We start from the raw sequence: 25,068 nt of genomic DNA on the forward strand, positions 1-25,068 counted from the left end.
TCAATGAGCTGGAATGACGGTTGCGTCGGCCGGATCCCAGGTAAGCATGACCTCGGCGCCTAAGGGAAAGGCTCCGGGCCGGTATTTGTCGACATGCGCTTCCAGCGCCAGAGCTCGGCCGTCGGGCAGGCTGATGCCGATCTGCGAGATATGGCCGACCACGTCGAAGCGCTCGACGCGTGCGCCGACCACATTGCCGCCGAAAGCCCGGGCGAGATGTTCGCGTGCCGAACCGTCCGCGGCATGAACCTCGATCGCCTCCGAGGGGATGACGATGTTGACCTTGCTGGAGAGGCCGCCATTGGCACAGCCCGACAGCGTGCCGAAGGATGTCGAGACAAAAGTGTTGTCGGCCTGCGTGCCGGCAACTTTACCTTCGAAGATGGTGTTGCGGCCGATGAACTGCGCCACGAAAGGCGTATTCGGACGCGTATAAAGCTGAGCCGGCGGACTGATCTGCTCCACCCTGCCCTGGTTCATGACGACGATGCGGTCGGACAGCGCCAGCGCCTCCGACTGGGCATGCGTGACGAAGACGAAGGTCACGCCGAGCTTCTTCTGCAGCAGCTTCAACTCATTCTGGATCGCCTTGCGCAGATTTGCATCCAAAGCACCCAGCGGCTCGTCGAGAAGCAGCACATCCGGCTCGACCACGAGGCCGCGGGCAAGCGCGATGCGCTGGCGCTGGCCGCCGGAAAGCTTGTCCGGCTTGCGCTCGGCTATATCCTCCAGCCCGAGGGTCGCGAGAATGCGGTCGACCCGCGCCTCACGCTCGGCCTTCGCCATGCCCTTGACCTCGAGACCGTATCCGACATTGCGCCGCACGGTCATATGCGGAAACAAAGCATAGTTCTGGAAGATCATCGATGTCGGCCGCTTCTGCGGCCGGACATCGTTCATGCGCTCGCCCTTGATCATCATGTCGCCGGAGGAAATGCTTTCAAAGCCTGCGATCATACGGAGCGTCGTCGTCTTGCCGCAGCCCGACGGGCCGAGGAAGGCGATGAACTCGCCCTTTTTGATCAATAGGTTGAAGTCGATGACGGCGGGCGTGCCATTGTCATAGACCTTGCCGACATCGATGAGTTCCAAATCATATATCACGAGAGATCTCCGGGCGTGGAGGAGGAGGCGGACATCGCCTCCCCGCGCGGCATAGGATGGCTGGCAGCAGCCATCGGATCAGGCATTGAGGAATTCATCCCATTTCTGGACGAGATGGTCGTATTCGTCCGGCCACTGGTGCCAGTAGGCGACGTTCTTGGCACGCTCCACCAGCGAGCCGCCGTCGCGCAGGTCGCCTTCCTTGATGCCGCGCTCGGCGGCGCCGACCCACGGCTTGCCCTCGTACCAGAAGGCATATTTGTCCGGCGCCATGACCTTCTGAATATTGGTCGACGGCGAATAATAGCCCTGTTCGGAAACGGTGATGCCGGGCTCGCCCGAAAGCCAGTAATCGGCATAGGCGATCACGGCTTCCTTGTTCGGCGTGCCAGCGATCATCGACGGGCCGATCGCCCAGCCGCGATAGCCTTCCTTCGGGACGGCATATTTGCACGCCTTGCCCTGAGCCTTGACCGCCATGACGGCCGGCTGCCAGGCGTCGCAGACGACCATCTCGCCCGATGCCATCAGATTGACCAGCTCGCCGAAATCGCCCCACAGCGCGCGGAACTGCCCGTCCTTCTTCTTCGAAACGAGGAACTTCGCCGCTTCGTCGATTTCGGCCGTGCTCGGATTGCCGGGATTCTTGACGTTCAGAAGGCCAAGCGTATTCATCGCCATGATCGCCTGGCCGAAGGCGATCAGAGGATCGGTGTTGAGGCCGGACTTGCCCTTGAACTTCGGATCGAAGATCGCCGCCCAGGTATTGGCTTCCTCGGCGGAGAGAACGTCCGGATTGTAGCCGATGGAATCATAATTATAGACCGCCGGCACCATGTTCAGCGTGGTCTTGGCATCATCGGCCCAGATCTGGCCGACGATCTGCTGCTTCGGCTCCCACTTGTCGGAAGGCGTGGTGAAGGTATCGCGGATATTGGCCCAGTTCTTCAAGGAAGCGGCCGGAACCGGCTCGACATTGTTGGTCATGACGATCGACGGCAGGCGCTCGCCGATGATCTCCCAGCAATCGTAATCCTTGGAGCCGGAAAGGATTTTGGTTTGTGCATCCGGGAAGGTCGCTGCCGTGCCGGAGGTCTGCCCGACGCCGCTTGCCTTGCGAAAATTGTCGAGAATACGCTCCTGAACGGTGACCGAAAGGCCGATGGTGCGCAATTGCTCCTTGGCGAGGTTGGCGGCTTGCGCGTAGGCCGCCCGCGACGACAGGAACGGCGTGCCGCCCCCGATCGCGAGCGCCATCACGCCGGCGGAATGCTTCAACAGAGAGCGTCTGTTCATTTCCATTTTGGACATTTCTGTTCTCCAGTGCTGATTGCTGTTCCCTTGGCCCTTGCTGGACCTCTTCATTGCCGTATCGCCCTTCACCCGGTCGTTGCCGGAACGATGGCGATCAGTACCGCCCCACAAGGAGGCCGCCATCCACGACCAGAACCTGGCCGGTCATGTATCTCGCGCCCTTCGAGGCGAGGAATGCGATCACGTCGGCGATGTCTTCCGGCTCGCCGAGCCGGCCCATCGGGATGAACTCGGCCGCCTTCTCCGCGCCGGCGGGGCCGAGCGAATTTTCTTCCGAAAGAAGCTGGGCGGTGCGGATATAGCCCGGTGCAATGCCGTTGACCCTGATGCCGTCCTTCGCCAGCTCGACGGCGAGCCCGCGCACCAGTCCGACGACCCCGGATTTCGCCGCCGAATAATGGACATGCTCGTCCCAGCCATAGGCGACGCCCATGATCGAGGAGAGTGCGACGATGCTGCCCGATCCGCGGGCTCGCATGCCCGGTACGGCGGCACGCACCAGCTTGAAGATGCCCTTCAGGTCGACATCCATGGTCAGGTCCCACTTGTCATCGGTGAGCTTGTCGAGGGGCGTGCGATGGGCGATGCCGGCATTGGCGACGATAACGTCGATCTTGCCGAAGCGTGCCTCGACATTGGCGACAAGCCGGTTCGCGGTATCCGTCGAGCGGACGTCGTAGAGATGGAATTCGGCAGAGCCGCCAGCGGCGAGAATATCGCGAACGGTCTGCTCGCCTTCCTTCTCGAGGATGTCTGTGACGACGACACGGTCGCCGAGCGCTGCAAATGCCTTTGCTGTCGCCTGGCCGATACCGATGCCCGCCCCCGTGACGATGACGATCCGCTTTTCCAAACTATCCATCTGCTTGTCTCCCTCAGAGCATCACATCGCCGGAATTCGGCCCGAGCGTCTGGCCGACGAAAAGGCTCGCTGCCGGCGAGGCCAGAAACGCCACGGTCGCCGCCACCTCTTCCGGTTCACCAAAGCGGCCGAGCGGCAGTTCGCGCTTCTTGCGTTCGCGCCATTCTTCGGAAAGGCCGCGCACCAGCGGCGTGTTGATTGGTCCTGGCGCTACGGCGTTGACCCGCACCCCCCGGTTGGAAACCTCGCGGGCGAGTGCCTTGGTCATGCCGATGATCGCGGCCTTGGCGCCGGAATAATGAACCAACTCGATGCCGCCGATCTGCCCCAGTTGGGAGGCGACGTTGACGATCACGCCCTCGCCGCGTGCCAGCATCGACGGCATGACGGCCTTGGTCATCAGGAAGGTGCCGCGCACATGCACCGCAAACATCCGGTCGAAATCCTCCAGATCGAGGTTCTCGAATGCTGCCTGATGCGCAATGCCGGCATTGTTGACGAGAAGGGCGACGTCGCCGTGCGAGCTCTTGGCAGCCGCATGGATGGCCGCCACATCCTCCGGCCGCGAGATGTCGCCGGCGATCGCGGTCGCCGCACCGCCCGTCTTGGTGATTTCCGAGGCGACAGAAATGGCGCGCTCCTCGGAGAGGTCATTGACCAGAACCGCACAGCCGTCTGCGGCAAGGCGCAGCGCAATGGCGCGCCCGATCCCAGAGCCGGCACCGGTGACGATGGCAGAGAGGGGGGCGGAGATCAGGGCGGAAGCCTTCTCAGCCATCATGCATCCTCCTGAATGCGGACACGCTTGGCGCGCCTGACCGACAGACCCATCAGGATTGCGTAGATGCCGAGGAGCGCGAAGGAAAACAGCGTCGTCAGCACCCCGAAGGCGAAGACGTTCGGATGTACCTCGACGGAGAAGGTGCCGTAGATCGCAAGCGGCAGCGTCAGCTCGCGGCCGGAGGCAAACAGGGTGCGCGAGAACTCGTCATAGGAGAGGGTGAAGGCGAAGAGCATGGCCGAAAGCACGCCCGGGAAGATCAGCGGAAACGTGATCTTGCGGAAGGTGCGTGCCGGCGTGACGCCGAGCGACCATGAGGCCTCCTCCATGCTCGGATCGAACCTATTGAAAATGGCGAGCATGACGAGGAAGGCGAAGGGGAAGGTGTAGACGACATGTAGGACGAAGGCGGTGCTCCACCAGTGCCGGTCGATTCCGAAGGCATTGGCGACAAGCGCCATGCCGAGGCCGACAAGCACGCCCGGGACCATCATGCCAAGAACGATCAGGTAGAAGGCGACGCCAGAACCGCGGAACTTACGGCGAAAGGCCTGGGCAGACATGACGCCGAGCACCGTCGAGACGACCATGGTCATCAGCGCCAGCGAGAGCGAGCGGATTAGCGCCTGGTCGATCGGCAGGGGCGCGATACGCGACGGCGGCGTCAGACCGAAGAGATGCCGGTACCAGTAGGTGGACCATTCGATGATCGGAAATTGCGGACCGCCCTCCGGTCCGGTCTGGAACGACAGGATCGCCAGGACGACGAGCGGTCCGTAGAGGAAGATCAAGAATAGGGTCGTATAGACGCCCAGGCCAAGCTTGATGCCGCCGGCATTCATGATCAGAGCTCCTTTCTGAGGTCGACGACCTTGAGCAGGGCTGCGACAACAGCGCCCATGATGATCGTCAGGACAACGCCTGCGACCGCGGCAAAGGCCCATTTCAGCGAGCCGACCTGGGTGACGATGATGTTGCCGAGCAGATTGACCTTGCGGCCGGACAGAGCGGCGGACGTTGCGAATTCGCCGAGAACCATGACGGAGACGAAGATCGCGCCGACCACCACGCCCGGCATGGAAAGCGGCAAGATGATCGTGCGGAAGATGCGCCAGAAGCCGGCACCGAGATCCTGGGCAGCCTCGATGACCGAGGCGTCGATGCGACCCATCATGAAGGCGATCGGCCCGACCATGAAGACGCAGTAGATCTGCGTCATGCCAATGATGACGGACAGTTCCGAAAACAGCAGCACCTCTATCGGCTGCTGCACGATGCCGAACTTCATCAGGATCATGTTGATGGCGCCTTCGGTACCGAGCATCGGCCGCCAGGCAAGCACGCGGATCAGGAAAGACGTCCAGAACGGAATGACGCAGAGCACGAGCAACACAGTCTGCAGCGTCTTGTTCTTGATGAGAAGCCCGACGAAGAGCGCCGCCGGATAGCCGACGATCAATGTCGACACCAGCACAAGCAGCCAGATGCGGATCGTCGTCCAGAGCGCACCGAGATAGGTGGGGCTCGTCAGGAAGGTGACCCAGCTCTGCAAGGTCAGCGTCGGCTCGATCTTGAAGGTCGTTTGCGTCCAGAAGGAAACATAGACCATCATCAGCATCGGCAGGACGAGGAAGGCCATCATCCAGATCATGCCCGGCGCCAGAAGCCAGAATGTCTTGCTCGATCTCTGGCGCACGGTTACGCCTTGCTGCACGGCTTCCTCGCTTGTCGCAGCCATGGTCATGTCTCGCTCTCCTTGGAAGGGCCGGCGGAAGGGTTGGAAAAAGTCACATCAGCCGAAGACAAGGGCATCCTCCTTCTTCCAGACGAGCGCATAGCGATCCTTTTCGACAAAGGCCGGCGGGCGGGCATGGCTCAGATGGGATTCGACCTCGAAGACATGGCCGCCATCGAGCGCGAAGAAGGAATTGACCGCCGCACCGGAATATTCGCTGGCGATGAAATCCCCCTCGATGCGCACCTCGTCATTCGATAGCGCGGCATCGCGGGCGCGGATCGAAATACGGTCGTAGCGGATCGCATAGGCCGGTTGCAGCGCTTTCCTGCGCGATGCATTCAGGGGAAACCGGCCCGCCGGTGCGACGAAAGCATCCTCGGCGATATCGCCGGTAAAGAGGTTGTAGCAATTGAGAAAGCGGGCGACCGAGGCCGTTGCCGGGCTGTTGTAGACCACATCCGAGGCGGCCGCCTGCGCGATGCGGCCGCGATCGAGCACGAGGACCAGATCCCCCATTGCCAAAGCTTCGCTCTCGCTGCCGGTGACATGCAGGAAGGTCACGCCGCAGCGTTCGCGGATGATCTTGAGTTCGCTGCGCATACGGCCGCGCAGATTGGCGTCGAGCGCGCCGAGCGGCTCGTCCAGCAGCACCATCTTCGGCTCCGTCACCAATGTGCGTGCCAGAGCGACGCGTTGGCGCTGTCCGCCCGAGATCTGCGTGATGGCGCGGTCGTCAAATCCCTTGAGGCCGACCAGCGACAGCATGTCCTGAACCCGCTTTGCCAGCACGCGCGCATCCGTCATCGGATCGACCTTGCGATTGCGCAGGCCGAAGGCAACGTTTTCGGCAACGGAAAGATGCGGAAACAGAGCGAAGTTCTGAAAAACGAAGCCGATGCCGCGATCATGCGGCTCGACGCCATCGAGCCGCTTGCCGTGGAAGAGGATCGAGCCGGCATCCGGCTCCTCGAAACCGGCGATGACGCGCAGCAGCGTCGTCTTGCCCGAGCCGCTCGGGCCTAGCAGCGAGATATAGGCATTGTCGGGCAGAGAGAAATCTATCCTGTCCAGCGCGGGCGCCGCGCCATAGGACTTGGTGACTTGGCTGAGCTGAAGAACGGTCGACACCGAATTCCCACCAGTTTCAAGGCAAGGACCATCCTTCGGGCAAAGCTCCGCCTTCGCCTGGATCGCATCGATCCGGACGTTCAGACGTCGGCCTGCGTTCGCGCATGATCACATGCGCGTCAAAGAGATGTTCCTTGGCGTTTCAAAGAGTTCCACCTGCGGCGCTTCTAACGAGCGCCTTGATGTTGGGAGCATTACATAAATGATTTTTGTATTCAATAGACTTTTTCTGAAAAATCCGAACCCGATGTCACAAATGATTGAGGGGCGACTGGCGGAGGCAGCGATATCGGCGAGCATCCTTGTCTTACGCGTAGAATTGGCGACAAAATAGTTATAGGGGCCGCCAGAGCGTAACGCGCCGCACCCGGATATCATTCAGCAAATAGCGCCAATCGCGGCGCTATAGGTCACCAACCAGCAGCAAGAGATTCACTGCACTTGCGCGCAAAAACATATTTTGTATTCAATAGTCATTTATTTTTGCGCTATGTTAGAATTACAAAACGCGTAAGAGTGGGGCATCAGAACGACGTGAGTCCATTGCATCAGATGACCGAAAACCGTGCGCGCCCCAATGCGCAAAAGCGCTACGAGATCGCCGAGGATGTTCTGCGTGGCAATATCGAGGACCACACGCTGCCGCAGGGCGTGGTGCTGCTCGAAGGGCCGATCGCCGATATCCTGCAGATTTCGCGCGCGCCCGTGCAAAGGGCGCTGCAGGCGCTGGAAAGCGAAGGGCTGGTGCATCGCTTCAACGGGCGCGGCTACCTCGTCGGGCCTGCCGGCCAGGGCATCGAGCCGAACCGCACCGATATCAAGACCCTCGGCCTGACCATTCCGCGCCATGCGGACGAGGCTTTGCAGAGCCGCGCCTCCTGGGAGCGCATCTACAATACCGTGGAAGCTGATGTCGCCGGCTGTGTCGTCTTCGGCCAGTACCGTATCATCGAGATCGAGCTTGCCGATCACTTCAACGTCAGCCGCACCGTCGTGCGCGATGTGCTGACCCGGCTTCGCGAACGCGGGCTTGTGCGCAAGAACCAGTCTTCCCACTGGATCGCCGGACCGCTGACGGCGCAGATGATCAAGGACCACTATGGCCTGCGCGGCATGCTGGAGCCGCAGGCGCTGGTGGCCGGAGCCAGCCGCGTCGACCGGGAGCGCCTGGACGACCTGTTTCAGCGCCTTTCCGATCTCGAGCGGCGCGAACCGGCGGATCATCTTGCGACGCTCGAGGCCATCCAGGCGGACTTCATCGAGATCTGCATCCTTGCGACGCCGAACGAGCGGCTGAAGGAATCCATCCGCAACAATCTGCTGCCGGTGACGGCGACAGAAAGGCTGCTGCGACGCCTCGGCCTGCCGGGCGATCCCGCCATCATCACCGAGCTTCGCCTGATCACGGAACTGCTGCTGCGGGGTGCCGTCAAGGCGGCGGCGGCGATGATGGAAAACCATCTCGAAGCCTCCGTCGACCGCACGATCGCGCAAATGAAGATCGTCGCGATCATTCCCGGCCCCGGCGTGACGGCCGCTTATCTCACCCGCGTTCTCGAGTGAGATGCAGGCGACCCCTGACCTATTCCATCTGTGCAGGAAATGGGGGATCGAAGGGGCAGCCATCTGATTGATCCTTTACGCCAGTGCAGCGCGAAGGCGTGCAAGCAAGGCCTGCCGATCCGCCCGCGCCGCCAGTGCCTGATCCATGGTGACCTCCACGAACTGCGTCGGCGTATGCGGCTGCAGTTGGGCAATCAGATCCATGTCGGCCGAGATCACCGTTCCCAGCATGAAATAACCGCCGCCGGAGACGGCATCGCGATGCAGGATGATCGGCTCGGTTCCGCCCGGCACCTGGATCGAGCCATAGGGATAGCAGCTGTCGACGATATTCGACGGATTCGAGCCTGCACCGAAGGGCTGCTTGCGCTCAACGAATTCGAGCTTGCGGCCGCCGCGGAAGCGATACCCCATGCGATCGGCCTCCGGCGCCACCTTCCATTGGTCGGCAAAGAAATTGCTCTTTGTCTGTTCGGTCAACCGGTCCCAATAGAGCCCGGGCAAAACCCGGAGCTCGGCCGGGGTACCCGGCTTGCGGCGCAGCTCCTCGGCAACGGATAACCCCTCATTCGTCATGGAGCCAGAACCGACGGGAAGCTCGTCGCCGGCGGCGATGGCCTTACCATTCAGGCCACCAAGGGCGCCGATCACATAGGTCGATCGACTACCCAGCGCTTCGGGAACATCGATGCCGCCCGATACCGCGATGCAGATCCGCGCACCGGACTTCAGAAAGTCGAAACTTACGGTCTGCCCTGCCCTGACCTTGAGCGCCGTCCATCCCGGCTGGAGCTCGCCGTCGATCCTGACGGGCATGTCGGCGCCGGTCACGGCAATCAGCGCATCGTCGAGAAATTCGAGCTTGGGACCCATGAAGACGGCCTCGAGCCCGGCCGCACCCTCATCATTGCCGACGAGAAGATTTGCCGCCCGCATGGCGTAACGATCCATAGCGCCGCCGATGGGAATGCCGAGATGGAAATAGCCGGGCCGTCCGAGATCCTGAACGGTTGTGGAAAGGCCGTGATGAAGAACCTTAATGGCCATGCAGCGCGCCCTCCAGCCTGGTGTTGTAACCGTCGATATCGGCCTGGTATTGCCTGAGATCGAAGCTGACCTCGCGGATCGGCGGAGCAAAGCGCCCCGTGTCGACATCCTCGACCGCCTGGTCGTAGCCGTCGCGATCGATCGGCCGGAACTTCACGATGTCGCCGGGGCGGAAGAACACCATGAAATCGCGGAGATAGCTGGTGGATTGCGTGGGATCGAAGATCGGCATCGGCGTGATGCCGAACATCTGATAGCCGCCCGCACCGCGCACGGAATAGATGCAGCCGAAGCAGCCGCCATGCCCCACAGTCAGCCGCGGCGTGTCGGTGCGCGGGCGCAGATATTTCGGCACCTCGATCTGCCGCTGCCGCTCCACCATCTGATACATGAAGGGCAGCCCGGCGACGAAGCCGACCATCGAGACGAACCAGGGCGAGCCGGCATGGGCAGAGATGAAATCCTCGACCGCGTCGTAGCCATTGATCCTGGCGGCATAGTCGAGATCGGTACCTTTCGGCTCCTGATGCCGCTCGCGGAAGCGCATCAGCGTCTCATGCGTCCACGGATCGTTATAGAAGACTGGGATTTCGACGATGCGGGTGGTGATGACGGGCTCCGCTTTTTCCGCGGCGCCCTCGATTGCCTTGACCTCGCGTAAGAGATCGTCCGGCTTGATCAGATCCGGATCGAACTTGATCTGGAAGGAGGCGTTGGCGGGGCAGATTTCGGTCACGCCCTTGATGGCGCTCTCGCGCACCCCCTTGGCCATCGACAGGCTTTTGAAGAAGGCTTCGAGGGACATCTCGTCGCTGCATTCGACGAAGAGATGTTCGTCACCTCCGAATGTGAAGCGAGCAGGCATCAGGCAACCTCCGCCGATATGCCGTCAACCGCGGCAAAATCGGTCTCCAGCCAGGATTCGAGAAAACGCGTATGGAATGCACCCTTTCGCACCGATGGATCGCGAGCAAGCGCAAGGTGCAGAGGGATCGTCGTCGGCAAGCCTTCGATCGTCAGACTTGAAAGGGCGGCAACCAGCCTGTCGAGGCAAGCATCGCGATCGTCCGCCCAAACGATCAGCTTGCCGAGCAGAGAGTCGTAGAAAGGCGGCACGGTATAGCCGGCATAGAGCATCGTATCGAAACGGATGCCCTCGCCTTCCGGAATGGAAAGCCGCGTCACGGTGCCCGGCGCCGGCAGAAAGCCCTTGGTCGGGTCCTCGGCATTGATCCGGCATTCGATGGCGTGACCGCGGGCCTGAATATCGGACTGCGCCAGCGACAAGGGAGCGCCACTCGCCACCTTGAACATTTCCTGCACCAGATCAATGCCGGTAATCATTTCGGTTACTGGATGCTCGACCTGGATGCGGGTATTCACCTCGATGAAATAGAACTGCCTATTGTCCTCGTCGTAGAGATATTCGACCGTGCCCGCGCCGCGATAACCGACTTCGGCGGCAAGGGCCACGGCGCCGGCGCAAAGGCGTTGCCTGATCTCATCAGGAAGAAGAAAAGCCTGCGCTTCCTCCCACACCTTCTGACGCCGCCGCTGCAGCGAGCACTCACGTTCGAAACAATGGACGAAATTCCGTCCGTCGCCGAAAATCTGCACCTCGATATGGCGGGCGCGGGTGATGACCTTCTCCATGTAGAGGCCGCCATCGCCGAAAGCGGCCGCCGCCTCTGCAGAGGCAAGCGGAAACTGCTCCCTGAGCTCGGCGAGCGACTGCACGATACGTATGCCACGTCCACCGCCGCCGGCTGCAGCCTTGATCATGACGGGAAAGCCGATGCGTTCGGCAATCGCCTCGGCAGCCGCAATGTCGGCCACGCGGCCGTCGCTTCCCGGCACCGTCGGGACGCCGGCCCGTTTCGCAATCTCGCGGGCTGCCACCTTGTCGCCGAGCAGCCGGATGGCCTCGCCGCTCGGCCCGATGAAGATCATGCCCGCCGCCTCGACGGCATCGGCGAAATCTCCGTTTTCGGACAGAAACCCATAGCCCGGATGAACGGCATCCACGCCCGCCGACCGCGCCGCCGAGACGATGGCTTCGATGTTCAAATAGGATTTCTTAGGGGCCGGCGAGCCGATATCGATCGCCTCGTCCGCCAGTTTAACCGCCAACATGTCGGCATCAGCGGCACTATGAACCTGCACGGTGCGGATGCCGAGCGCTTTAGCGGCCTTTATGATCCTGACGGCGATCTCGCCGCGATTGGCGACCAGCACAGAGCGGATCGTCATGGGTCCACCTCCGCGATGACTTGGCCGGCCATGACGGGCTCTTCATTGTCGACGAGGAAGGTGATGTTCTTACCGTCGAGCCCGGCCGAGATCTGCTGGAAGGCTTTCATGACCTCGATAAGACCGATCGTATCATTGGCGGCAACGGCATCGCCATCAGCCTTGAAGGGCGGTGTATCCGGAGAAGAGGCTCTGTAGAAGGTTCCCGGAAGGGGTGATCTGATCTCAAGCTTGTTCATGGGACCTCCGCGCTGCGTCGCTGTTCAAAATCTGCGAAACGGGTGCAATTTTTATGCCTTCGGCAATGAGGGCCTCGCGCATGTGGCGCACGATATCGAGCGCACCCAAAGTATCGGAATGGAAACAGATGGAATCAAAGGCGATCGGAATATCAACACCGTTGACGGTGCGCACGACGCCTTCGGTGCAAGCTCTCACGACCTTGCGGGTAATTGCCTTGGGATCGGGGCGACCCGCATCCCTGGTAAAGATGATCCAGCCGGCATCGCCGTAGTCGCGATCGGCGTAGAACTCGCGGACAACAGGCTGGCCGGCCTCTTCAGCGGCGAGGCAGGTCGCCGAACCGTCCATGCAGAAGACGAACATGTTTGGCGCTGCCGTACGCATATATTGTATGAATATCTGCGAGAGATCCGTGTTCGCCGCCAGTTCCATATAAAGGGCGCCATGCGGCTTCACGTGCTGGACGGGCACGCCATGGCGTCTGGCGAACTCCCGCAGCGCCCCAACCTGATAGATCAGATCGTTGACGATCTCGCGGCTGGTGCCGTTGATCTTGCGTCGTCCGAAGCCCTGGAGATCGTTGTAGCCTGGATGAGCCCCGACGCCGACGCCGTGGGCGGCGGCGATCCGCACGGTCTCATCCATTAGATTGGGATCGCCGGCATGAAAGCCGGTCGCGATATTGGCCGAACTGATGAGCGAGATAAGCTCCTCGTCATGCGCGTCGCCGATCCGCCAGCGGCCGAAGGCCTCCCCCATGTCGCAATTAATATCGACAGCTTCCTTCATGCATTTCCTCAGATATATGCGGTCCGATCAGGAGCGGTATGAGGACGCTAGAGAGAAAGGTGCCTCTTGAAAAATACAATTTTCAAAGCATCATTATCTGATAAATTGATATCAGAGCTTAAAATGGCGCCAGAAATTATATAAATTTATCAATATGATATAGATGGTGCGCAAAATTAAATCGAAAAGGCGCATGTTTTAAGCCTCGTAAATCTGATTCAGTACAGCAATTTTCAGATAAATCGATGGGGAGACATCATGGGCCTGAGCCTACGGCAGCTTCGCTACTTCGTCGCAACGGCCGAATATGGGCAGATCTCGCATGCGGCGGTCAGCCTGTCGATCTCACAATCTGCCGTCACCGCTGCGATCAAGGATCTCGAATTGACGGTGGGCGTGTCGCTGTTCAACCGCACGCCGCAAGGCATGGAACTGACGACGGCCGGACGACAATTCCTGTCCCACGCCTATGAAATTCTGGCCAAGGTCGACGAGGCGACCCATCTCAATCTCGTCAGCAGCGATATCGAAGGAGAGCTTGTCGTTGCCGCCACCTATACCGTCATCGGCTATTTCCTGCCGCTTCACATCGAGCGCATCCGCCGTCTCTATCCGAAACTGAAAATCCAGCTCTACGAGGTCAATCGCGAATCGATCGAGGAGGGTCTGCTCAGCAATCGTTACGACATTTCGGTGCTGCTGACGTCGAACATCCTCAATCCGATGCTGGCGACCGAAACGCTTCTAAGCTCGGTGAGACGCCTCTGGCTTCCGGCGGGTCACGACCTGCAGCGCCGCGCCGGCATCGGCCTGCGCGAGATCGCCGAAGAGCCCTACATCATGCTGACGGTCGATGAAGCGGCCCATTCCTCCCTACGATACTGGAGCCAAAGCTCCTATCAGCCCAAGGTGCTTCTGCGCACCAGTTCGATCGAGGCTGTCAGGTCGATGGTGGCAAATGGGCTCGGCGTCGCCATCCTCTCGGATATGGTGCATCGTCCCTGGTCGCTCGAGGGGCGCCGCATCGAGACCGTGAACATCCAGGATCCGGTTCCGCCGATGGATGTCGGTCTGGCCTGGCGGGCCAACGTCGAATTCAGCCCGCCAATGCTTGCCTTCCGCCGTTATTTCCAACAGGCCTACAGCCTGCCCGGAACGAACGCATAAATACATGAGGTCGATGGACTTCATAAGTTCGATCCCGGCGTTATATGCCTGAGGTCGGCGAGCATCGTCCACCGGCAGGGCTATTGATAACTAAGGGGATCCTTTGCGGTTAGCCGAAAGACTGCGACGCAAGGGCAAATACGATCGGAGAACCTGTGTTCGGGCTCCCATAAGCGGCCCTCTCAGAAGAAACCATTGTTGTCACCGTATCGAAGACGGACATGCCGCTTTGCTGAACGAAACCGGCGAATGGGCCGGTACCGAAATGGGTATCGAGCCGGAGAAAACTGCCGACATGCGCGACGACATGCGGATGAACGACGGAAATCGCATCTTCCTCGCAATAAGCAACGACGGGACCAACCACATGACCGCGGCCGAAGCGGCGGCGCATGGAATAAGCCATCAATTTTTCGCCGTCATAAAGGCCATAGCAGATGGAGCTTTCAAACAATCGTTGAAGGTGCTGGTGGCGCGGAGCGCCGAAAGCGGGCTCGTCCAGGGCCGCAACCACATCCAGATCGCCGCGCTCGAGCCGCCGCAGCTGAAGCCCCGGCTTGATACTGTCGATCTTGGGCACGGATAGAACCTCACCCTGACACTGGAAGACCGTCTGTTGCGGCATGAACCCGAGTGTTGCGCACATCCGGCGTGCCGCTCTTGTCGCGTTGAGCCTTAATCGTTCCTGATGACATTCGGCCAGCATCCGGGTGACAAGCCACTCGGCCGTGCCATTCGTCTGCAGACGCGGCGCGGTGATCAGCATGCCGAACGTGGCGAAATTCTCTCCGTGTGGAAACCACATGGTCGAGCCCGAAACCCTGCCGATTTCGTCAAGCGCCACGAAGCCGCGGCCGACATCCCGTAGATGCTGCCAGTCCTGCGATCGATGCGGCCATCCGACCGACATCGAGAGAGCTTGAAGTTGAGACAGAGAGACTTCTGAGATGTCGGCAAAGCGCAGTTCGAATGCATCGACATGCAGTTTTTCGGGTACTTTTGTATCCATTCGTAATCCAGCCGCCATTCGATCTTCCTGCTGCTTATTCGCGCAAGCCGGCATCATGTTTGGCGAGCTTAGCCGAGACCGCGCGAAACATTTCACTGCGTATGCAAACACCGGCGCAAGAATTGACCGTATGCGCCGCGCTTTCGGCAGGTATTCCTCTGGCGGAGGCTTACCCTTCCTTTGATCGAAACCTCCCTTGCACGGGCGAGGACGGCAATCGGAGATTGGCAACAGCAATGCAGGCAGCGGACATTCTGGCAAGACTGGTAGGCTTCGATTCCATCGTCGGGACGCCGAATGCTGAAATCGTGCAGTGGATCAGCACCTACCTGAAGTCCTTCGGCGCCACGGTTGATATTCTCGCTGGCCCCGAGGGTGACCGGTCGAACCTTTTTGCCACCATCGGTCCCCGCGGCGAACCGGGTTATGTCCTCTCCGGTCACATGGATGTGGTGCCGGCCAACGAGGCGGGATGGGAGAGCAACCCCTTCGTGCTGCGGCCCGATGGAGAGAGACTGTATGGCCGCGGCACCAGCGACATGAAAGGCTTTCTGGCCGCATCTCTGGCGGCTGTGCCGATGCTCGCGGCAAGCACGCTCCTCCGGCCGATACATCTAGCCTTTTCCTATGACGAGGAAGCAGGTTGCCGCGGCGTACCGCATCTCATTGCGCGCCTGCCGGAGCTTTGCGAGACGCCGCTCGGCGTCATCGTCGGAGAACCCAGCAACATGCGGACCATCCTCGCACACAAGGGGAAATCAGCCGCCCGCATCATCCTGAAAGGACGCTCCGGTCATTCCTCGCGGCCCGACCTCGGTCTCAACGCAATCCATGCCGCCGCAGACATTTTGCAGGCCGCCGTTTCGGCAGCGCATTCTCTTGCCCAGGGGCCATTCGAAGCGGAGTTCGAGCCGCCTTATTCATCGATCTCAGTCGGCACCATTCACGGCGGGCAGGCCCTCAATATCATTCCGGATCTCTGCACACTCGAAGTCGAAGCGCGGGCAATTTCCGGTGCAGACCCGGCAGCACTGCTCCTGCCGGTGCACGAGGCCGCTGCCGCACTTGAGCGTCGAGGCTTTCAGGTCCAATGGGAGGAGCTGAGTTCCTATCCTGCCCTTTCCCTTCCGCGGACAGCTCCTCTTGCCGGTCTGCTGACGGAGTTGACAGGCACAGAGCCGCTGGCGGCCGTCAGCTACGGCACCGAAGCCGGACTTTACCAGCGCGCCGGCCTTGAGACGATCATTTGCGGTCCTGGCGACATCGCTCGCGCGCACAAACCGAACGAATTCATCCTCACGCACGAACTCGCCGCCTGCCAGGCCATGATCGAGGCTCTCGGCCGTCGTTGCATGGTGTGATGGGACAAAGCCGAAGGATAGAAGCCCATGACGTTCCTCTTCAATTCGGATGCCCGTCGAGGTCATATCTTCCAGGAAGCTTTCGCCCGCGAGCTGCCGGATCTCGCCTTCTCCATGGATCCGACGTCCGTCGACCCTGACGCCGTGCGCTATTTGATCACCTGGACGGTTCCGGACGACTTGCCGCGCTACCGCAATCTCCAAGTTCTGTTTTCAATCGGCGCCGGTATCGACCAGTTCGATACGGCCCATGTCCCCGATCACGTAAAAGTCGTGCGGATGGTCGAAGACGGCATTACCCGCATGATGCAGGAATATGTGACGCTTGGCGTCCTCGCGCTCCACCGCAATCTGCCCTCCTATCTCAGCCAGCAGCGCCGTCAGGTCTGGAATGCCTTGCCACAGGTTCAGGCGGCCGAACGCCGCATCGGTGTGCTGGGGCTCGGGAGCCTTGGCCAGGCCGTGCTCGAAAGATTGAAGCCGTTCGGCTTTGTGCTTTCCGGCTGGAGCCGCAGCCAACACGAACTGGAAGGCGTTGCCTGCTTTGCCGGCGAAGCAGGACTCCAGGCCATGCTCTCCACCACCGATATCCTGATCTGCCTTCTGCCGCTGACCGACGAAACCCGTGGCTTTCTCAATGCCGATCTCTTCGAGAAACTGCCGCGGGGCGCAGGTCTCATGCATGTCGGCCGTGGACCGCAGCTCATTTCGGAAGACCTTCTGGATGCGCTCAACAGCGGTCGGCTTGCCGGCGCCGTGATCGATGTCACCGATCCCGAACCGCTGCCGGCCGGACATCCATTCTGGAGCCACGACCGCATCCTTCTGACGCCGCATGTTGCAAGCGTCACTCAGCCCCATAGCGCAGCACGCGCCGTCATCGACAATATCAAGCGAATCCGCGCGGGCTTGGACCCGTTTGGCCTCGTCGACCGACGCCGCGGCTACTGATCGCCAACCCGAAAGGAACCCAATGTCCCTCCTCAAGACAATTGATCCCAACCCCTCCTTTGCGCCGCGTGAAAACACTGTCGCTGCCGAGCGGCTGATTTCGGGCGATCCGAAACTCAAGACCTGGGCGCAGGACGTTGCCCGCAACGAGACGGTGCACACCGGCGTATGGGAGGCCACACCCGGTGTCAGCCGTTCGATCAAGGGTGAAACCTTCGAATTCTGCCATATTCTCTCCGGCGTCGTCGAATTGACGCCGGAAGGCGGCGCGCCCGTCGTCTATAGAGCCGGCGACAGCTTCGTCATGAAACCGGGCTTCGTCGGAATCTGGAAGACGATCGAAACGGTCCGGAAGATCTACGTGACCGTCACCCCTTGATATCCCCAGCACGGCGCGGTTTCCGAGCGCGCTGTGCAGCCTTGCCAAAGAATACGCTGCCCGATCATCTCAAAACGGCGTTTTCCGCCGTGGCAGCCGACGCGATCGGATCAAGGTACTTCGCCGATCCTATAGCATCTCGGTAAATTGACCGGAGGTATCATTATGGACCTGAGCTTCGATCCCGACAGTCTTTCGCTTCCTGTCGGCCATTTCATCGGCGGGAACTTCAGGGCTGCGAGTGGTGTCATTCCGATGCATCGCCCCTCCGATGGGAAGGCCTTTGCCGAGTGCCCAATCGCGGACGCTTCCGTTGTCGACCAGGCAGTTCAGGCGGCCAAGACCGCGCTGAAGCAAAGCAATTGGGGCGGCGTCCGCCCGCGCGAGCGCCTGAACGTCCTGCACCGGTGGGCCGATCTCATCGAAGAGGAAGCCGAAACGCTGGCGAGGCTGGAGGCTGTCGCGTCGACGCGACCCGTCGGCCAGCTTGTCGAGGGCGATATCGCGATTTCGGCGGAGCAGATCCGCTTCTTCGCCGAATTCGCCGACAAGGAAGGCGGCGACCTCGTGCCGACCGACGACGGCAATATCGGCATGATCATGACGGAGCCCTATGGGGTGGTGGGTGCCATCACGCCCTGGAATTTTCCGATCAACATGGCTGCATGGAAACTTGGCCCGGCGCTGGCTGCCGGAAATGCCGTCGTCCTGAAGCCGTCGGAAATGACGCCGTTTTCATCGATCTATCTGGCAGAGCTCGCCGTGCGCGCCGGCCTTCCCGCCGGGCTGATCAATGTGGTGCTGGGTGACGGCGTGACGACCGGCAACGCGATCACCGGCCATCCCGAAATCGCCAAGATCAGCTTTACCGGTTCGACCCGGGCCGGATCGGCCATCATGGAGAACATTGCCCGGACGGGCATAAAGCCGATGACGCTGGAGCTCGGCGGCAAGAGCCCGCAGATCGTCTTTGCCGATGCGGACCTCGACAAGGCGGCCGCGGCCATCACGGCCAGTATTGTCGGCAATGCCGGCCAGGCCTGCGTCGCCGGATCGCGTCTCATCGTCGAGAAAAATATAGCGGCCGCACTGATCGACGCCATCCGGAAGCGGATGAAGGGCGTTGCTCCCGGTCCCACCTGGGATGCAGCGAGCCGCTACTCCCCCATCATCTCGGAGAAGCAGAGACAGCGTATCGATGCGATCGTCTCCGCCACCATCGAAGCCGGCGCAGAATGCCTTGCCGGTGGCACGCGCATGGACGCACCGGGCTATTTCTACAGCCCGACGCTGATGGCCGGAGTCGATCAGAATTCTCCAGCCATCATCGAGGAGATCTTCGGTCCGGTGCTGACGCTCCAGACATTCGAGCACGAAGAGGAAGCCCTGCAGCTTGCCGACCATCCGAGCTACGGGCTCGCCGCAGGCCTCTTTACCCGCGACCTCTCACGCGCCATCCGGTTGACCCGCCGCCTGCAAGCCGGAACCATTTGGGTCAACCGCTATAGTCGCTCACGTGACCACATCCTGCCGACCGGCGGTTACAAGCAGTCGGGTATCGGCAAGGATCTCGGCCGCGAGGCATTCCAGGCCAATCGCAAGAGCAAGAGCGTTTTGATCAGTCTTTGAGGGACGAGGAACATGAAAACCTACAAGATCGCATTGATCCCGGGTGATGGCATCGGTCGCGACATGACCGCCGCTGCCTGGTCGGTTCTGCAAAAGGCAGCCGGCAACAGCGACTTTCTGCTCGACGACACTGAATTTCCTTGGTCCTGTGCCTTCTACAAGGAAACCGGCGCGATGATGCCCGCAGATGGCATCGCAACGCTGCGCGGTTTCGATGCCATCCTGCTTGGAGCCGTCGGCTGGCCGGCCGAAGTGCCGGATGCGGTATCCCTGCACGGGCTGCTGCTGCCGATCCGCAAGAACTTCGTGCAATATGCCAATATCCGCCCGCACAGGCTGCTGCCGGGTGTCCAGGGACCGCTCAAGGCATCGGCTTTCGACATTCTCTGCATCCGCGAAAACACCGAGGGCGAATATTCCGGCGCGGGCGGCCGCATCCATCAAGGTACATCAGACGAAGTCGCGGTCGAGACTTCGATCTTCACCCGCAAGGGCGTCGAGCGCATTCTGCGCTTCGCCTTCGAACAGGCGAGAGCCAGGCGCGGTAAGCTCGCTTCGGTGACGAAATCCAATGCCCAGAAGCATTCGATGGTCTTCTGGGACGAAGTCACGCGGCAGCTCGCGCAAGATTATCCGGACGTCGAGGTCACGAGCTATCACATCGACGCCATGGCCGCCCGCATGGTGATGGCGCCGGAAACCCTCGACGTCGTCGTCGCATCCAATCTCTTCGGCGATATCCTCACGGATCTCGGCGCAGCAATCCAGGGCGGCCTCGGTTTCGCGGCGTCGGCCAATATCAACCCGGAGCGGAACGCTCCGTCGATGTTCGAACCCGTGCATGGGTCCGCGCCTGACATCGCCCATCTCGGCATCGCCAACCCGATCGCAACGGTATGGTCCGGTGCCATGATGCTCGAACATCTGGGCGAGCAGGATGCGGCAAATGCCGTCATGGCGGCGATCGAAGCGACAACTGCAAGCGGCATCGGCACGGTTCCGGGCAAAGATCGGACCGATGCCATCACGACCGCGCTGCTCGCCGCAATCTGAAGTCCCACCGAGGATATGAACATGCAAAATTTGAAAATGCCATCCCTGTTCCGCCAGCAGGCGCTGATCGGTGGCGATTGGCTTTCCGCCCCTTCGGGCAAGACCGTTGCCGTGATCGATCCGGCGACACAGGCCACCATCGGAACGGTGCCGGATATCGGCAGCGATGAAACCCGGGCGGCAATCGAGGCGGCCGAGGCGGCCTATGGTCCCTGGAAGAAGCGCACGCACGCCGAGCGCGCGGCGCGGCTGGAGGCCTGGCATGATCTGATGCTCGAGCATATCGATGATCTCGCGCTGATCCTGACGACCGAACAGGGCAAGCCGCTCGACGAAGCCCGTGGCGAAATCCGTTACGGCGCGTCCTTCGTCAAATGGTTTGCCGAGGAAGCCCGCCGCATCGGCGGCCAAACCATCCCCTCGCCGACCCCTGACCGCCGCATTCTCGTGTTGAAAGAGCCCGTCGGCGTTTGCGGCATCATTACCCCCTGGAATTTCCCGAATGCGATGATTACGCGTAAGCTCGCGCCGGCGCTTGCGGCCGGCTGCACGGTCGTGGTGAAGCCTTCCGAATTCACCCCCTACTCGGCGCTGGCGCTCGGCGTGCTTGCAGAAATGGCTGGGATTCCGGCTGGAGTCATCAATATCGTTACCGGCATGCCCTCCGAGATCGGGGCCGAGATTCTTGCCAATGCGACGGTACGCAAGATTTCCTTCACCGGCTCCACCCCCGTCGGTTCGCTGCTGATGCGCGGCGCCGCGCCCAGTATCAAGCGGCTTTCCCTCGAGCTCGGCGGCAACGCTCCCTTCATCGTCTTCGACGACGCCGATCTCGACCTTGCCGTCGAGGGTGCGATCGTCTCCAAGTTCCGCAATGGCGGCCAGACCTGCGTCTGCGCCAACCGCATCCTGGTCCAGGCCGGCGTCTACGATGCTTTCGCCAAGAAGCTCGCCGCCCGCGTCGACGCCATGAAGGTCGGGCCGGGCACCGAAGCCGGCGTTGCGATCGGTCCGATGATCAACGAGGCGGCTATCGCCAAGATCAACCGCCATGTCGACGACGCGCTTTCGAAGGGCGCGACGATCGTGACGACCAAGCGGGATCTGCCGGCCGGCCCGCAATATACCGCGCCGATCGTCCTGACCGGGGCTACCACCGCCATGCAGCTCGCCGCCGAGGAGACCTTCGGACCGGTTGCGCCGCTCTTCCGCTTCGAGACGGAGGAAGAGGCGATCACTGTTGCCAACGGCACGCCCTACGGGCTTGCGGCCTATTTCTACACCGAAAGCCTGAAGCGCGCATGGCGGGTGGGCGAAGCGCTCGAATTCGGCATGGTCGGCCTCAATACCGGTCTAATCTCCACGGAGGTCGCACCGTTCGGCGGCGTCAAGCAATCGGGCCTCGGGCGCGAAGGCTCGCAGCTCGGCATTGAGGAATATCTGGAAACAAAGGCCTTCCACATCGGTGGCCTTAACTGAGGTGTGGCGTCTCAGATCGGAAAAGGGGTCGCAAGCGCGGCCCCTCTTTTTATGCTGCCGATTTCGTTGAGGCCCGCCGCCTGCTTATATCACTGAAATCTGTCGAGCGTTTTGTAATACAGACCGACCAAGGGCAGAAACCAGGGCTTGCCGAAATGGCCGGGAACGGCCGGCCAATCGAGCCCCTTGAGCGGATTGCGGTCGGGTCTTCCGAGAATCGCATCCGCAATGGTCATCCCAAGATGCGTGGAAAGCTGCGCGCCGTGGCCTGAATAGCCCATGGCGTACCAGATACCGTCATGATAGCCGGCACGCGGATAGCGATCCTTGGTGATATCGACGAGACCGCCCCAGCAATAGTCGATCTCGACCTCGGCGAGTTGGGGAAATATGCGGGCGAGGCTTTCACGAAGGATCGCGCCGCTCCTGGCGTCGGAACGCTGGTCCGATGTTGCGGAGAAGCGAGCCCGCCCTCCGAAGATCAGCCGGTTATCCGGTGACAGGCGCCAGTAGTTGCCGATATTCATCGTGTTCACGCAAGTGCGATTGCCGGGCATTGCCGAGGTAACTTCCGCGTCCGTCAAGGGCCGGGTCGCGACGATGAAACTGCCGACCGCCATGATGCGACGGCGGAAGTAACCGAAATTGGCTGTCGTATAGGCGCCGGTCGCAATCATGACCTGGTCTGCCGTCACGGTGCCTTTGCCGGTCTTCAGCACGTGCCTGCCACCAGAATGGCTACGCTCCGTCACGGCAGCGCCTTCCACGATGACCGCTCCGCGTCGCTTGGCAGCCTCTGCCAATCCGACAACATAGCGACCCATATGCATCATGGCGCTCTTCTTCGACAGCATCGCGCCATGAAACGGCGAACCGATCTCATTCTTGAGATCGGCGGCGGACAGCAGCGCGGTATCGGGATCGACCTCGGCATGCACCGCTTCGAAATTCCTGGCGAGCCCTTCGAAATGCTGTGGCTTGGAGGCAAGCTTCAGCTTGCCCGCGCGGCGGAAATTGCAGTCGATCCCCTCTTCCGCGATAATCGCCTCGAGCGTGTCGATCGAGGCGTCCAGCGCATGGTAGAGGGCGATCGCCCGCTCCTTGCCCAACTCCGCCTTTGCCGCGATGTAACTATGCGCCAGGCCATTGTTCAGATGACCGCCATTGCGACCGGAAGCGCCGAAGCCGACGATCTCAGCCTCCAGAACAAGGACCTTCGCACCCGCCATGGCAAGCTGCCGGGCGGCGCCAAGCCCGGTGAAGCCGCCGCCCACCACGACGACGTCGTAGTGCCCTTCGACAGGGCCGACCGCCGCACCCGCAAAGCGGGGCGCCGTGTCGTGCCAATAAGAGGAATATTTCATCTGGCTGCCCTTTCTCAGAGCCCCACGACGCCCGGCAGACCGGAAATGTCGGCGATTTCGACATAGCCGTAATAGGGATTGGCCGGCTCGTGACCGCGGTTGACCCAGACCTTGTTCTTGATGCCGAGATCATGAGCCGACATGAGGTCGTAGCGGAAGGAGGACGAGCAGTGCAGGATGTCTTCCGGGCCGCAGCCCAGCATGTCGAACATGTATTCAAAGGCCTGGAAGCGCGGCTTATAGGCATTGGCCTGCTCGGCCGTATAGACGGCGTGGAAGGGCGCGCCGAGCTTTGCGACATTCGACATGATCTGGCTGTTCATCGCGTTCGACAGGATGACGAGCGGAATTTCCTTTGCCACTTTGGCAAGCCCTGACGGAACGTCCGCATGCGGTCCCCAGGTGGGAACGCGCTCATAAACCATCCTGGCGTCTTCCTCCCTGAAGCCAACGCCGTTGCGCTTGCACGTCCGCTCGAGCGAATTGTGCACGACATCCGCATAAGGCTTCCAGTCACCCATGATCTCGTCGAGCCGGTAGGCAGCGAAATTCTTGATGAACTGCAACATGGCCGGCTCATCGAGACGATCACCATAGAGGTCCCGGGCAGCTTCCGCCATCTGGAAATTGGTCAGCGTGCCATAGCAATCGAATGTGATATATTTCGGCCGGAAGGTGGTCATGCGCTTCGTCCTTACGTGCTGCCCCTCGAGGCGATTGGTGGAGAACACGATAATAGGATTGCTTTCGGCACTGGCGCCTACTGATTTTGCGAGGTTCGGAGCAGAAAGTTTCGTAGAGCGGCGCCCGTTTGGCATTTGCTTGCAAGAACGGCCGATGAGAACGCCTCCCGCCTACACTTTCGCAACCGCCGTTAGCGAGGTGACGGCATAAGATGCGGCAAGGGCGAGCCGCAACGGCGAAAGATACCGTCAACGACATCGCCTTCAGATAATCTTCCGGCCCCTACGCTCCGACACTTGGACAAAAGAAATTCGAGGAGCGCCATGCGGGAGCGACAAATAGAAATCAGGCCTTTCCGTTCCCAACATTTGGATGCAGCTGTCCGCCTGTCGCAGGAGGCCGGCTGGCCTCATCGCCTGGAGGACTGGAAAGTTGCCCTCGACCTGAGCAAAGGTGTCGTTGCGATCGCCGCTGATGACGAGGTCGTCGGCACCACGCTCCTGACACCTTACGAAACGGACTGCGCGACGATCAACATGGTGATCGTCTCTGCAAGCATGCGCGGACGCGGGCTGGGACGCCGTCTCATGGAGGCCGCTTTGGCTCTGGCGGATGGCCGCCCCTTACGCCTCACCGCGACCTCCGATGGCCTACCCCTCTATGAAAAGCTGGGGTTTCGCCAGACCGGCGCCGTCGTTCAGCACCAAGGCCTCGTCGCGGCGGTCGCGAAACCGGCAAACACCGAAGTGGCGACCAAGGCCGATATCCCGGCAATCACAGCGCTCGACCGCGAGGCTTTCGACGCCGACCGTTCCGCGCTGATTGCGCGATTAGCGGATCTGGGCGAATTCGCGATTATCCGCCGTGACGGCAAAGTCGCAGCCTATGCCTGTCTTCGTTCCTTCGGCCGGGGCGAGGTCGTGGGACCTGTCGTCGCACCGGATATCGAAGACGCGAAATCGCTCCTGTCCCACTTCATGAGCCGGAAAACCGGCGCATTCCTGCGTGTCGACACCGGTGCGGAAACCGGTCTCGGACCGTGGCTCGCCAGCCATTCGCTTGTCCATGTCGGTGGCGGCATCACCATGGTGAACCCCGTTATCAAGCGCAGCAATTCCTCGACAGTCACTACTTTCGCCCTCGCCAACCAGGCGCTCGGCTGATCCGGAGAAG

24 protein-coding genes are annotated in these 25,068 nt (G+C 61.0%); 9 read left to right on the plus strand and 15 right to left on the minus strand.

Annotated elements, in window-relative coordinates:
• From DQ393_RS32830 to DQ393_RS32860, 7 genes are all read right to left on the minus strand, one after another.
• A complete protein-coding gene (locus DQ393_RS32830) occupies positions 1-1,104 on the minus strand; it encodes an ABC transporter ATP-binding protein (RefSeq protein WP_112345837.1) in 1,104 nt (367 codons plus the stop codon).
• 78 nt (positions 1,105-1,182) lie between these two features.
• A complete protein-coding gene (locus tag DQ393_RS32835) occupies positions 1,183-2,415 on the minus strand; it encodes an ABC transporter substrate-binding protein (RefSeq protein ID WP_112345838.1) in 1,233 nt (410 codons plus the stop codon).
• A 97-nt stretch (positions 2,416-2,512) separates the two neighbouring features.
• Complete coding sequence (locus DQ393_RS32840) at positions 2,513-3,280, minus strand: SDR family NAD(P)-dependent oxidoreductase (protein WP_112345839.1); 768 nt, start codon at positions 3,278-3,280, stop codon at positions 2,513-2,515.
• Positions 3,281-3,293: 13 nt separating this feature from the next.
• Positions 3,294-4,058, minus strand: a complete 765-nt coding sequence (locus DQ393_RS32845; protein WP_112345840.1) for an SDR family NAD(P)-dependent oxidoreductase — start codon at positions 4,056-4,058, stop codon at positions 3,294-3,296.
• Positions 4,058-4,903 carry an ABC transporter permease gene (locus DQ393_RS32850; RefSeq protein WP_112345841.1) on the minus strand — a complete coding sequence of 282 codons (846 nt, stop codon included), beginning with the start codon at positions 4,901-4,903 and terminating at the stop codon, positions 4,058-4,060. The genes DQ393_RS32845 and DQ393_RS32850 overlap by 1 nt, the downstream gene beginning before the upstream one ends.
• A 2-nt stretch (positions 4,904-4,905) precedes the next feature.
• The gene (locus DQ393_RS32855) at positions 4,906-5,805 is read right to left on the minus strand and encodes an ABC transporter permease (protein ID WP_112345842.1); all 900 of its coding nucleotides are present in this window, start codon (positions 5,803-5,805) and stop codon (positions 4,906-4,908) included.
• 48 nt (positions 5,806-5,853) lie between these two features.
• On the minus strand, positions 5,854-6,927 hold the full coding sequence (locus DQ393_RS32860; protein WP_112345843.1) for an ABC transporter ATP-binding protein: 1,074 nt from the start codon (positions 6,925-6,927) through the stop codon (positions 5,854-5,856).
• A 552-nt stretch (positions 6,928-7,479) separates the two neighbouring features.
• Here DQ393_RS32860 and DQ393_RS32865 point away from each other — a divergent pair.
• Complete coding sequence (locus tag DQ393_RS32865) at positions 7,480-8,490, plus strand: GntR family transcriptional regulator (protein WP_112345844.1); 1,011 nt, start codon at positions 7,480-7,482, stop codon at positions 8,488-8,490.
• 75 nt (positions 8,491-8,565) lie between these two features.
• Here DQ393_RS32865 and DQ393_RS32870 read toward each other — a convergent pair whose 3' ends face one another.
• The 5 genes from DQ393_RS32870 to DQ393_RS32890 are packed head-to-tail and all read right to left on the minus strand — an operon-like array spanning position 8,566 to position 12,819.
• On the minus strand, positions 8,566-9,537 hold the full coding sequence (locus DQ393_RS32870; RefSeq protein ID WP_112345845.1) for a biotin-dependent carboxyltransferase family protein: 972 nt from the start codon (positions 9,535-9,537) through the stop codon (positions 8,566-8,568).
• Positions 9,527-10,402, minus strand: coding sequence for a 5-oxoprolinase subunit B family protein (locus tag DQ393_RS32875; protein ID WP_112345846.1), 876 nt, complete (start codon positions 10,400-10,402; stop codon positions 9,527-9,529). The genes DQ393_RS32870 and DQ393_RS32875 overlap by 11 nt, the downstream gene beginning before the upstream one ends.
• Entirely contained in the window at positions 10,402-11,787 is a 1,386-nt protein-coding gene (locus DQ393_RS32880; protein WP_112345847.1) for an acetyl-CoA carboxylase biotin carboxylase subunit, read from the minus strand. The genes DQ393_RS32875 and DQ393_RS32880 overlap by 1 nt, the downstream gene beginning before the upstream one ends.
• Entirely contained in the window at positions 11,784-12,026 is a 243-nt protein-coding gene (locus tag DQ393_RS32885; RefSeq protein WP_112345848.1) for an acetyl-CoA carboxylase, read from the minus strand. The genes DQ393_RS32880 and DQ393_RS32885 overlap by 4 nt, the downstream gene beginning before the upstream one ends.
• On the minus strand, positions 12,013-12,819 hold the full coding sequence (locus DQ393_RS32890; protein ID WP_112345849.1) for a 5-oxoprolinase subunit PxpA: 807 nt from the start codon (positions 12,817-12,819) through the stop codon (positions 12,013-12,015). The genes DQ393_RS32885 and DQ393_RS32890 overlap by 14 nt, the downstream gene beginning before the upstream one ends.
• 258 nt (positions 12,820-13,077) lie before the next feature.
• Here DQ393_RS32890 and DQ393_RS32895 point away from each other — a divergent pair, with 258 nt between their 5' ends.
• Positions 13,078-13,986: a LysR family transcriptional regulator gene (locus DQ393_RS32895; protein WP_112345850.1), complete on the plus strand. Its 909-nt coding sequence runs from the start codon at positions 13,078-13,080 to the stop codon at positions 13,984-13,986.
• A 109-nt stretch (positions 13,987-14,095) separates the two neighbouring features.
• Here the strand turns inward: DQ393_RS32895 and DQ393_RS32900 are convergent, their stop codons facing one another.
• Positions 14,096-14,995 carry a GNAT family N-acetyltransferase gene (locus tag DQ393_RS32900; RefSeq protein WP_169645254.1) on the minus strand — a complete coding sequence of 300 codons (900 nt, stop codon included), beginning with the start codon at positions 14,993-14,995 and terminating at the stop codon, positions 14,096-14,098.
• 236 nt (positions 14,996-15,231) lie between these two features.
• On the opposite strand from DQ393_RS32900, the gene argE reads away from it, so the two are divergent.
• The 6 genes from argE to DQ393_RS32930 all read left to right on the plus strand — a co-directional run bounded on the left by argE (position 15,232) and on the right by DQ393_RS32930 (position 21,847).
• Positions 15,232-16,356 (plus strand): acetylornithine deacetylase, encoded by a 1,125-nt coding sequence (gene argE / locus DQ393_RS32905; RefSeq protein ID WP_112345852.1) that lies wholly within the window; start codon positions 15,232-15,234, stop codon positions 16,354-16,356.
• A gap of 27 nt (positions 16,357-16,383) precedes the next feature.
• Complete coding sequence (locus DQ393_RS32910) at positions 16,384-17,307, plus strand: 2-hydroxyacid dehydrogenase (RefSeq protein WP_112345853.1); 924 nt, start codon at positions 16,384-16,386, stop codon at positions 17,305-17,307.
• Between the two features lie 22 nt (positions 17,308-17,329).
• Positions 17,330-17,686 carry a cupin domain-containing protein gene (locus DQ393_RS32915; RefSeq protein WP_069613469.1) on the plus strand — a complete coding sequence of 119 codons (357 nt, stop codon included), beginning with the start codon at positions 17,330-17,332 and terminating at the stop codon, positions 17,684-17,686.
• A 165-nt stretch (positions 17,687-17,851) separates the two neighbouring features.
• Complete coding sequence (locus DQ393_RS32920; RefSeq protein WP_112345854.1) at positions 17,852-19,315, plus strand: aldehyde dehydrogenase family protein; 1,464 nt, start codon at positions 17,852-17,854, stop codon at positions 19,313-19,315.
• Between the two features lie 12 nt (positions 19,316-19,327).
• Complete coding sequence (locus DQ393_RS32925; RefSeq protein ID WP_112345855.1) at positions 19,328-20,368, plus strand: tartrate dehydrogenase; 1,041 nt, start codon at positions 19,328-19,330, stop codon at positions 20,366-20,368.
• A gap of 21 nt (positions 20,369-20,389) precedes the next feature.
• Complete coding sequence (locus tag DQ393_RS32930) at positions 20,390-21,847, plus strand: NAD-dependent succinate-semialdehyde dehydrogenase (protein ID WP_112345856.1); 1,458 nt, start codon at positions 20,390-20,392, stop codon at positions 21,845-21,847.
• 89 nt (positions 21,848-21,936) lie between these two features.
• On the opposite strand, the gene DQ393_RS32935 is transcribed toward DQ393_RS32930, so the two are convergent.
• Positions 21,937-23,211, minus strand: coding sequence for an NAD(P)/FAD-dependent oxidoreductase (locus DQ393_RS32935; RefSeq protein WP_112345857.1), 1,275 nt, complete (start codon positions 23,209-23,211; stop codon positions 21,937-21,939).
• A 14-nt stretch (positions 23,212-23,225) separates the two neighbouring features.
• Entirely contained in the window at positions 23,226-23,894 is a 669-nt protein-coding gene (locus DQ393_RS32940; RefSeq protein ID WP_112345858.1) for a haloacid dehalogenase type II, read from the minus strand.
• 324 nt (positions 23,895-24,218) lie between these two features.
• Between DQ393_RS32940 and DQ393_RS32945 the strand changes: the two genes are divergently transcribed.
• Positions 24,219-25,058: a GNAT family N-acetyltransferase gene (locus DQ393_RS32945; RefSeq protein WP_112345859.1), complete on the plus strand. Its 840-nt coding sequence runs from the start codon at positions 24,219-24,221 to the stop codon at positions 25,056-25,058.
• Positions 25,059-25,068 lie beyond the last annotated feature (10 nt).

Source organism: Martinezella tropici (assembly GCF_003287875.1).
GTDB lineage: Bacteria > Pseudomonadota > Alphaproteobacteria > Rhizobiales > Rhizobiaceae > Rhizobium > Rhizobium tropici_C.

Coding starts and splice junctions, on each gene's coding strand:
- DQ393_RS32880 (WP_112345847.1), bottom strand. CDS start 11,787: ATGACGATCCGCTCTGTGCTGGTCGCCAATCGCGGCGAGATCGCCGTC.
- DQ393_RS32945 (WP_112345859.1), top strand. CDS start 24,219: ATGCGGGAGCGACAAATAGAAATCAGGCCTTTCCGTTCCCAACATTTG.
- DQ393_RS32920 (WP_112345854.1), top strand. CDS start 17,852: ATGGACCTGAGCTTCGATCCCGACAGTCTTTCGCTTCCTGTCGGCCAT.
- DQ393_RS32915 (WP_069613469.1), top strand. CDS start 17,330: ATGTCCCTCCTCAAGACAATTGATCCCAACCCCTCCTTTGCGCCGCGT.
- DQ393_RS32940 (WP_112345858.1), bottom strand. CDS start 23,894: ATGACCACCTTCCGGCCGAAATATATCACATTCGATTGCTATGGCACG.
- DQ393_RS32925 (WP_112345855.1), top strand. CDS start 19,328: ATGAAAACCTACAAGATCGCATTGATCCCGGGTGATGGCATCGGTCGC.
- DQ393_RS32850 (WP_112345841.1), bottom strand. CDS start 4,903: ATGAATGCCGGCGGCATCAAGCTTGGCCTGGGCGTCTATACGACCCTA.
- DQ393_RS32865 (WP_112345844.1), top strand. CDS start 7,480: ATGACCGAAAACCGTGCGCGCCCCAATGCGCAAAAGCGCTACGAGATC.
- DQ393_RS32875 (WP_112345846.1), bottom strand. CDS start 10,402: ATGCCTGCTCGCTTCACATTCGGAGGTGACGAACATCTCTTCGTCGAA.
- DQ393_RS32855 (WP_112345842.1), bottom strand. CDS start 5,805: ATGACCATGGCTGCGACAAGCGAGGAAGCCGTGCAGCAAGGCGTAACC.
- DQ393_RS32870 (WP_112345845.1), bottom strand. CDS start 9,537: ATGGCCATTAAGGTTCTTCATCACGGCCTTTCCACAACCGTTCAGGAT.
- DQ393_RS32840 (WP_112345839.1), bottom strand. CDS start 3,280: ATGGATAGTTTGGAAAAGCGGATCGTCATCGTCACGGGGGCGGGCATC.
- DQ393_RS32900 (WP_169645254.1), bottom strand. CDS start 14,995: ATGGATACAAAAGTACCCGAAAAACTGCATGTCGATGCATTCGAACTG.
- DQ393_RS32885 (WP_112345848.1), bottom strand. CDS start 12,026: ATGAACAAGCTTGAGATCAGATCACCCCTTCCGGGAACCTTCTACAGA.
- argE (WP_112345852.1), top strand. CDS start 15,232: ATGCAGGCAGCGGACATTCTGGCAAGACTGGTAGGCTTCGATTCCATC.
- DQ393_RS32895 (WP_112345850.1), top strand. CDS start 13,078: ATGGGCCTGAGCCTACGGCAGCTTCGCTACTTCGTCGCAACGGCCGAA.
- DQ393_RS32890 (WP_112345849.1), bottom strand. CDS start 12,819: ATGAAGGAAGCTGTCGATATTAATTGCGACATGGGGGAGGCCTTCGGC.
- DQ393_RS32845 (WP_112345840.1), bottom strand. CDS start 4,058: ATGGCTGAGAAGGCTTCCGCCCTGATCTCCGCCCCCCTCTCTGCCATC.
- DQ393_RS32835 (WP_112345838.1), bottom strand. CDS start 2,415: ATGTCCAAAATGGAAATGAACAGACGCTCTCTGTTGAAGCATTCCGCC.
- DQ393_RS32935 (WP_112345857.1), bottom strand. CDS start 23,211: ATGAAATATTCCTCTTATTGGCACGACACGGCGCCCCGCTTTGCGGGT.
- DQ393_RS32910 (WP_112345853.1), top strand. CDS start 16,384: ATGACGTTCCTCTTCAATTCGGATGCCCGTCGAGGTCATATCTTCCAG.
- DQ393_RS32930 (WP_112345856.1), top strand. CDS start 20,390: ATGCAAAATTTGAAAATGCCATCCCTGTTCCGCCAGCAGGCGCTGATC.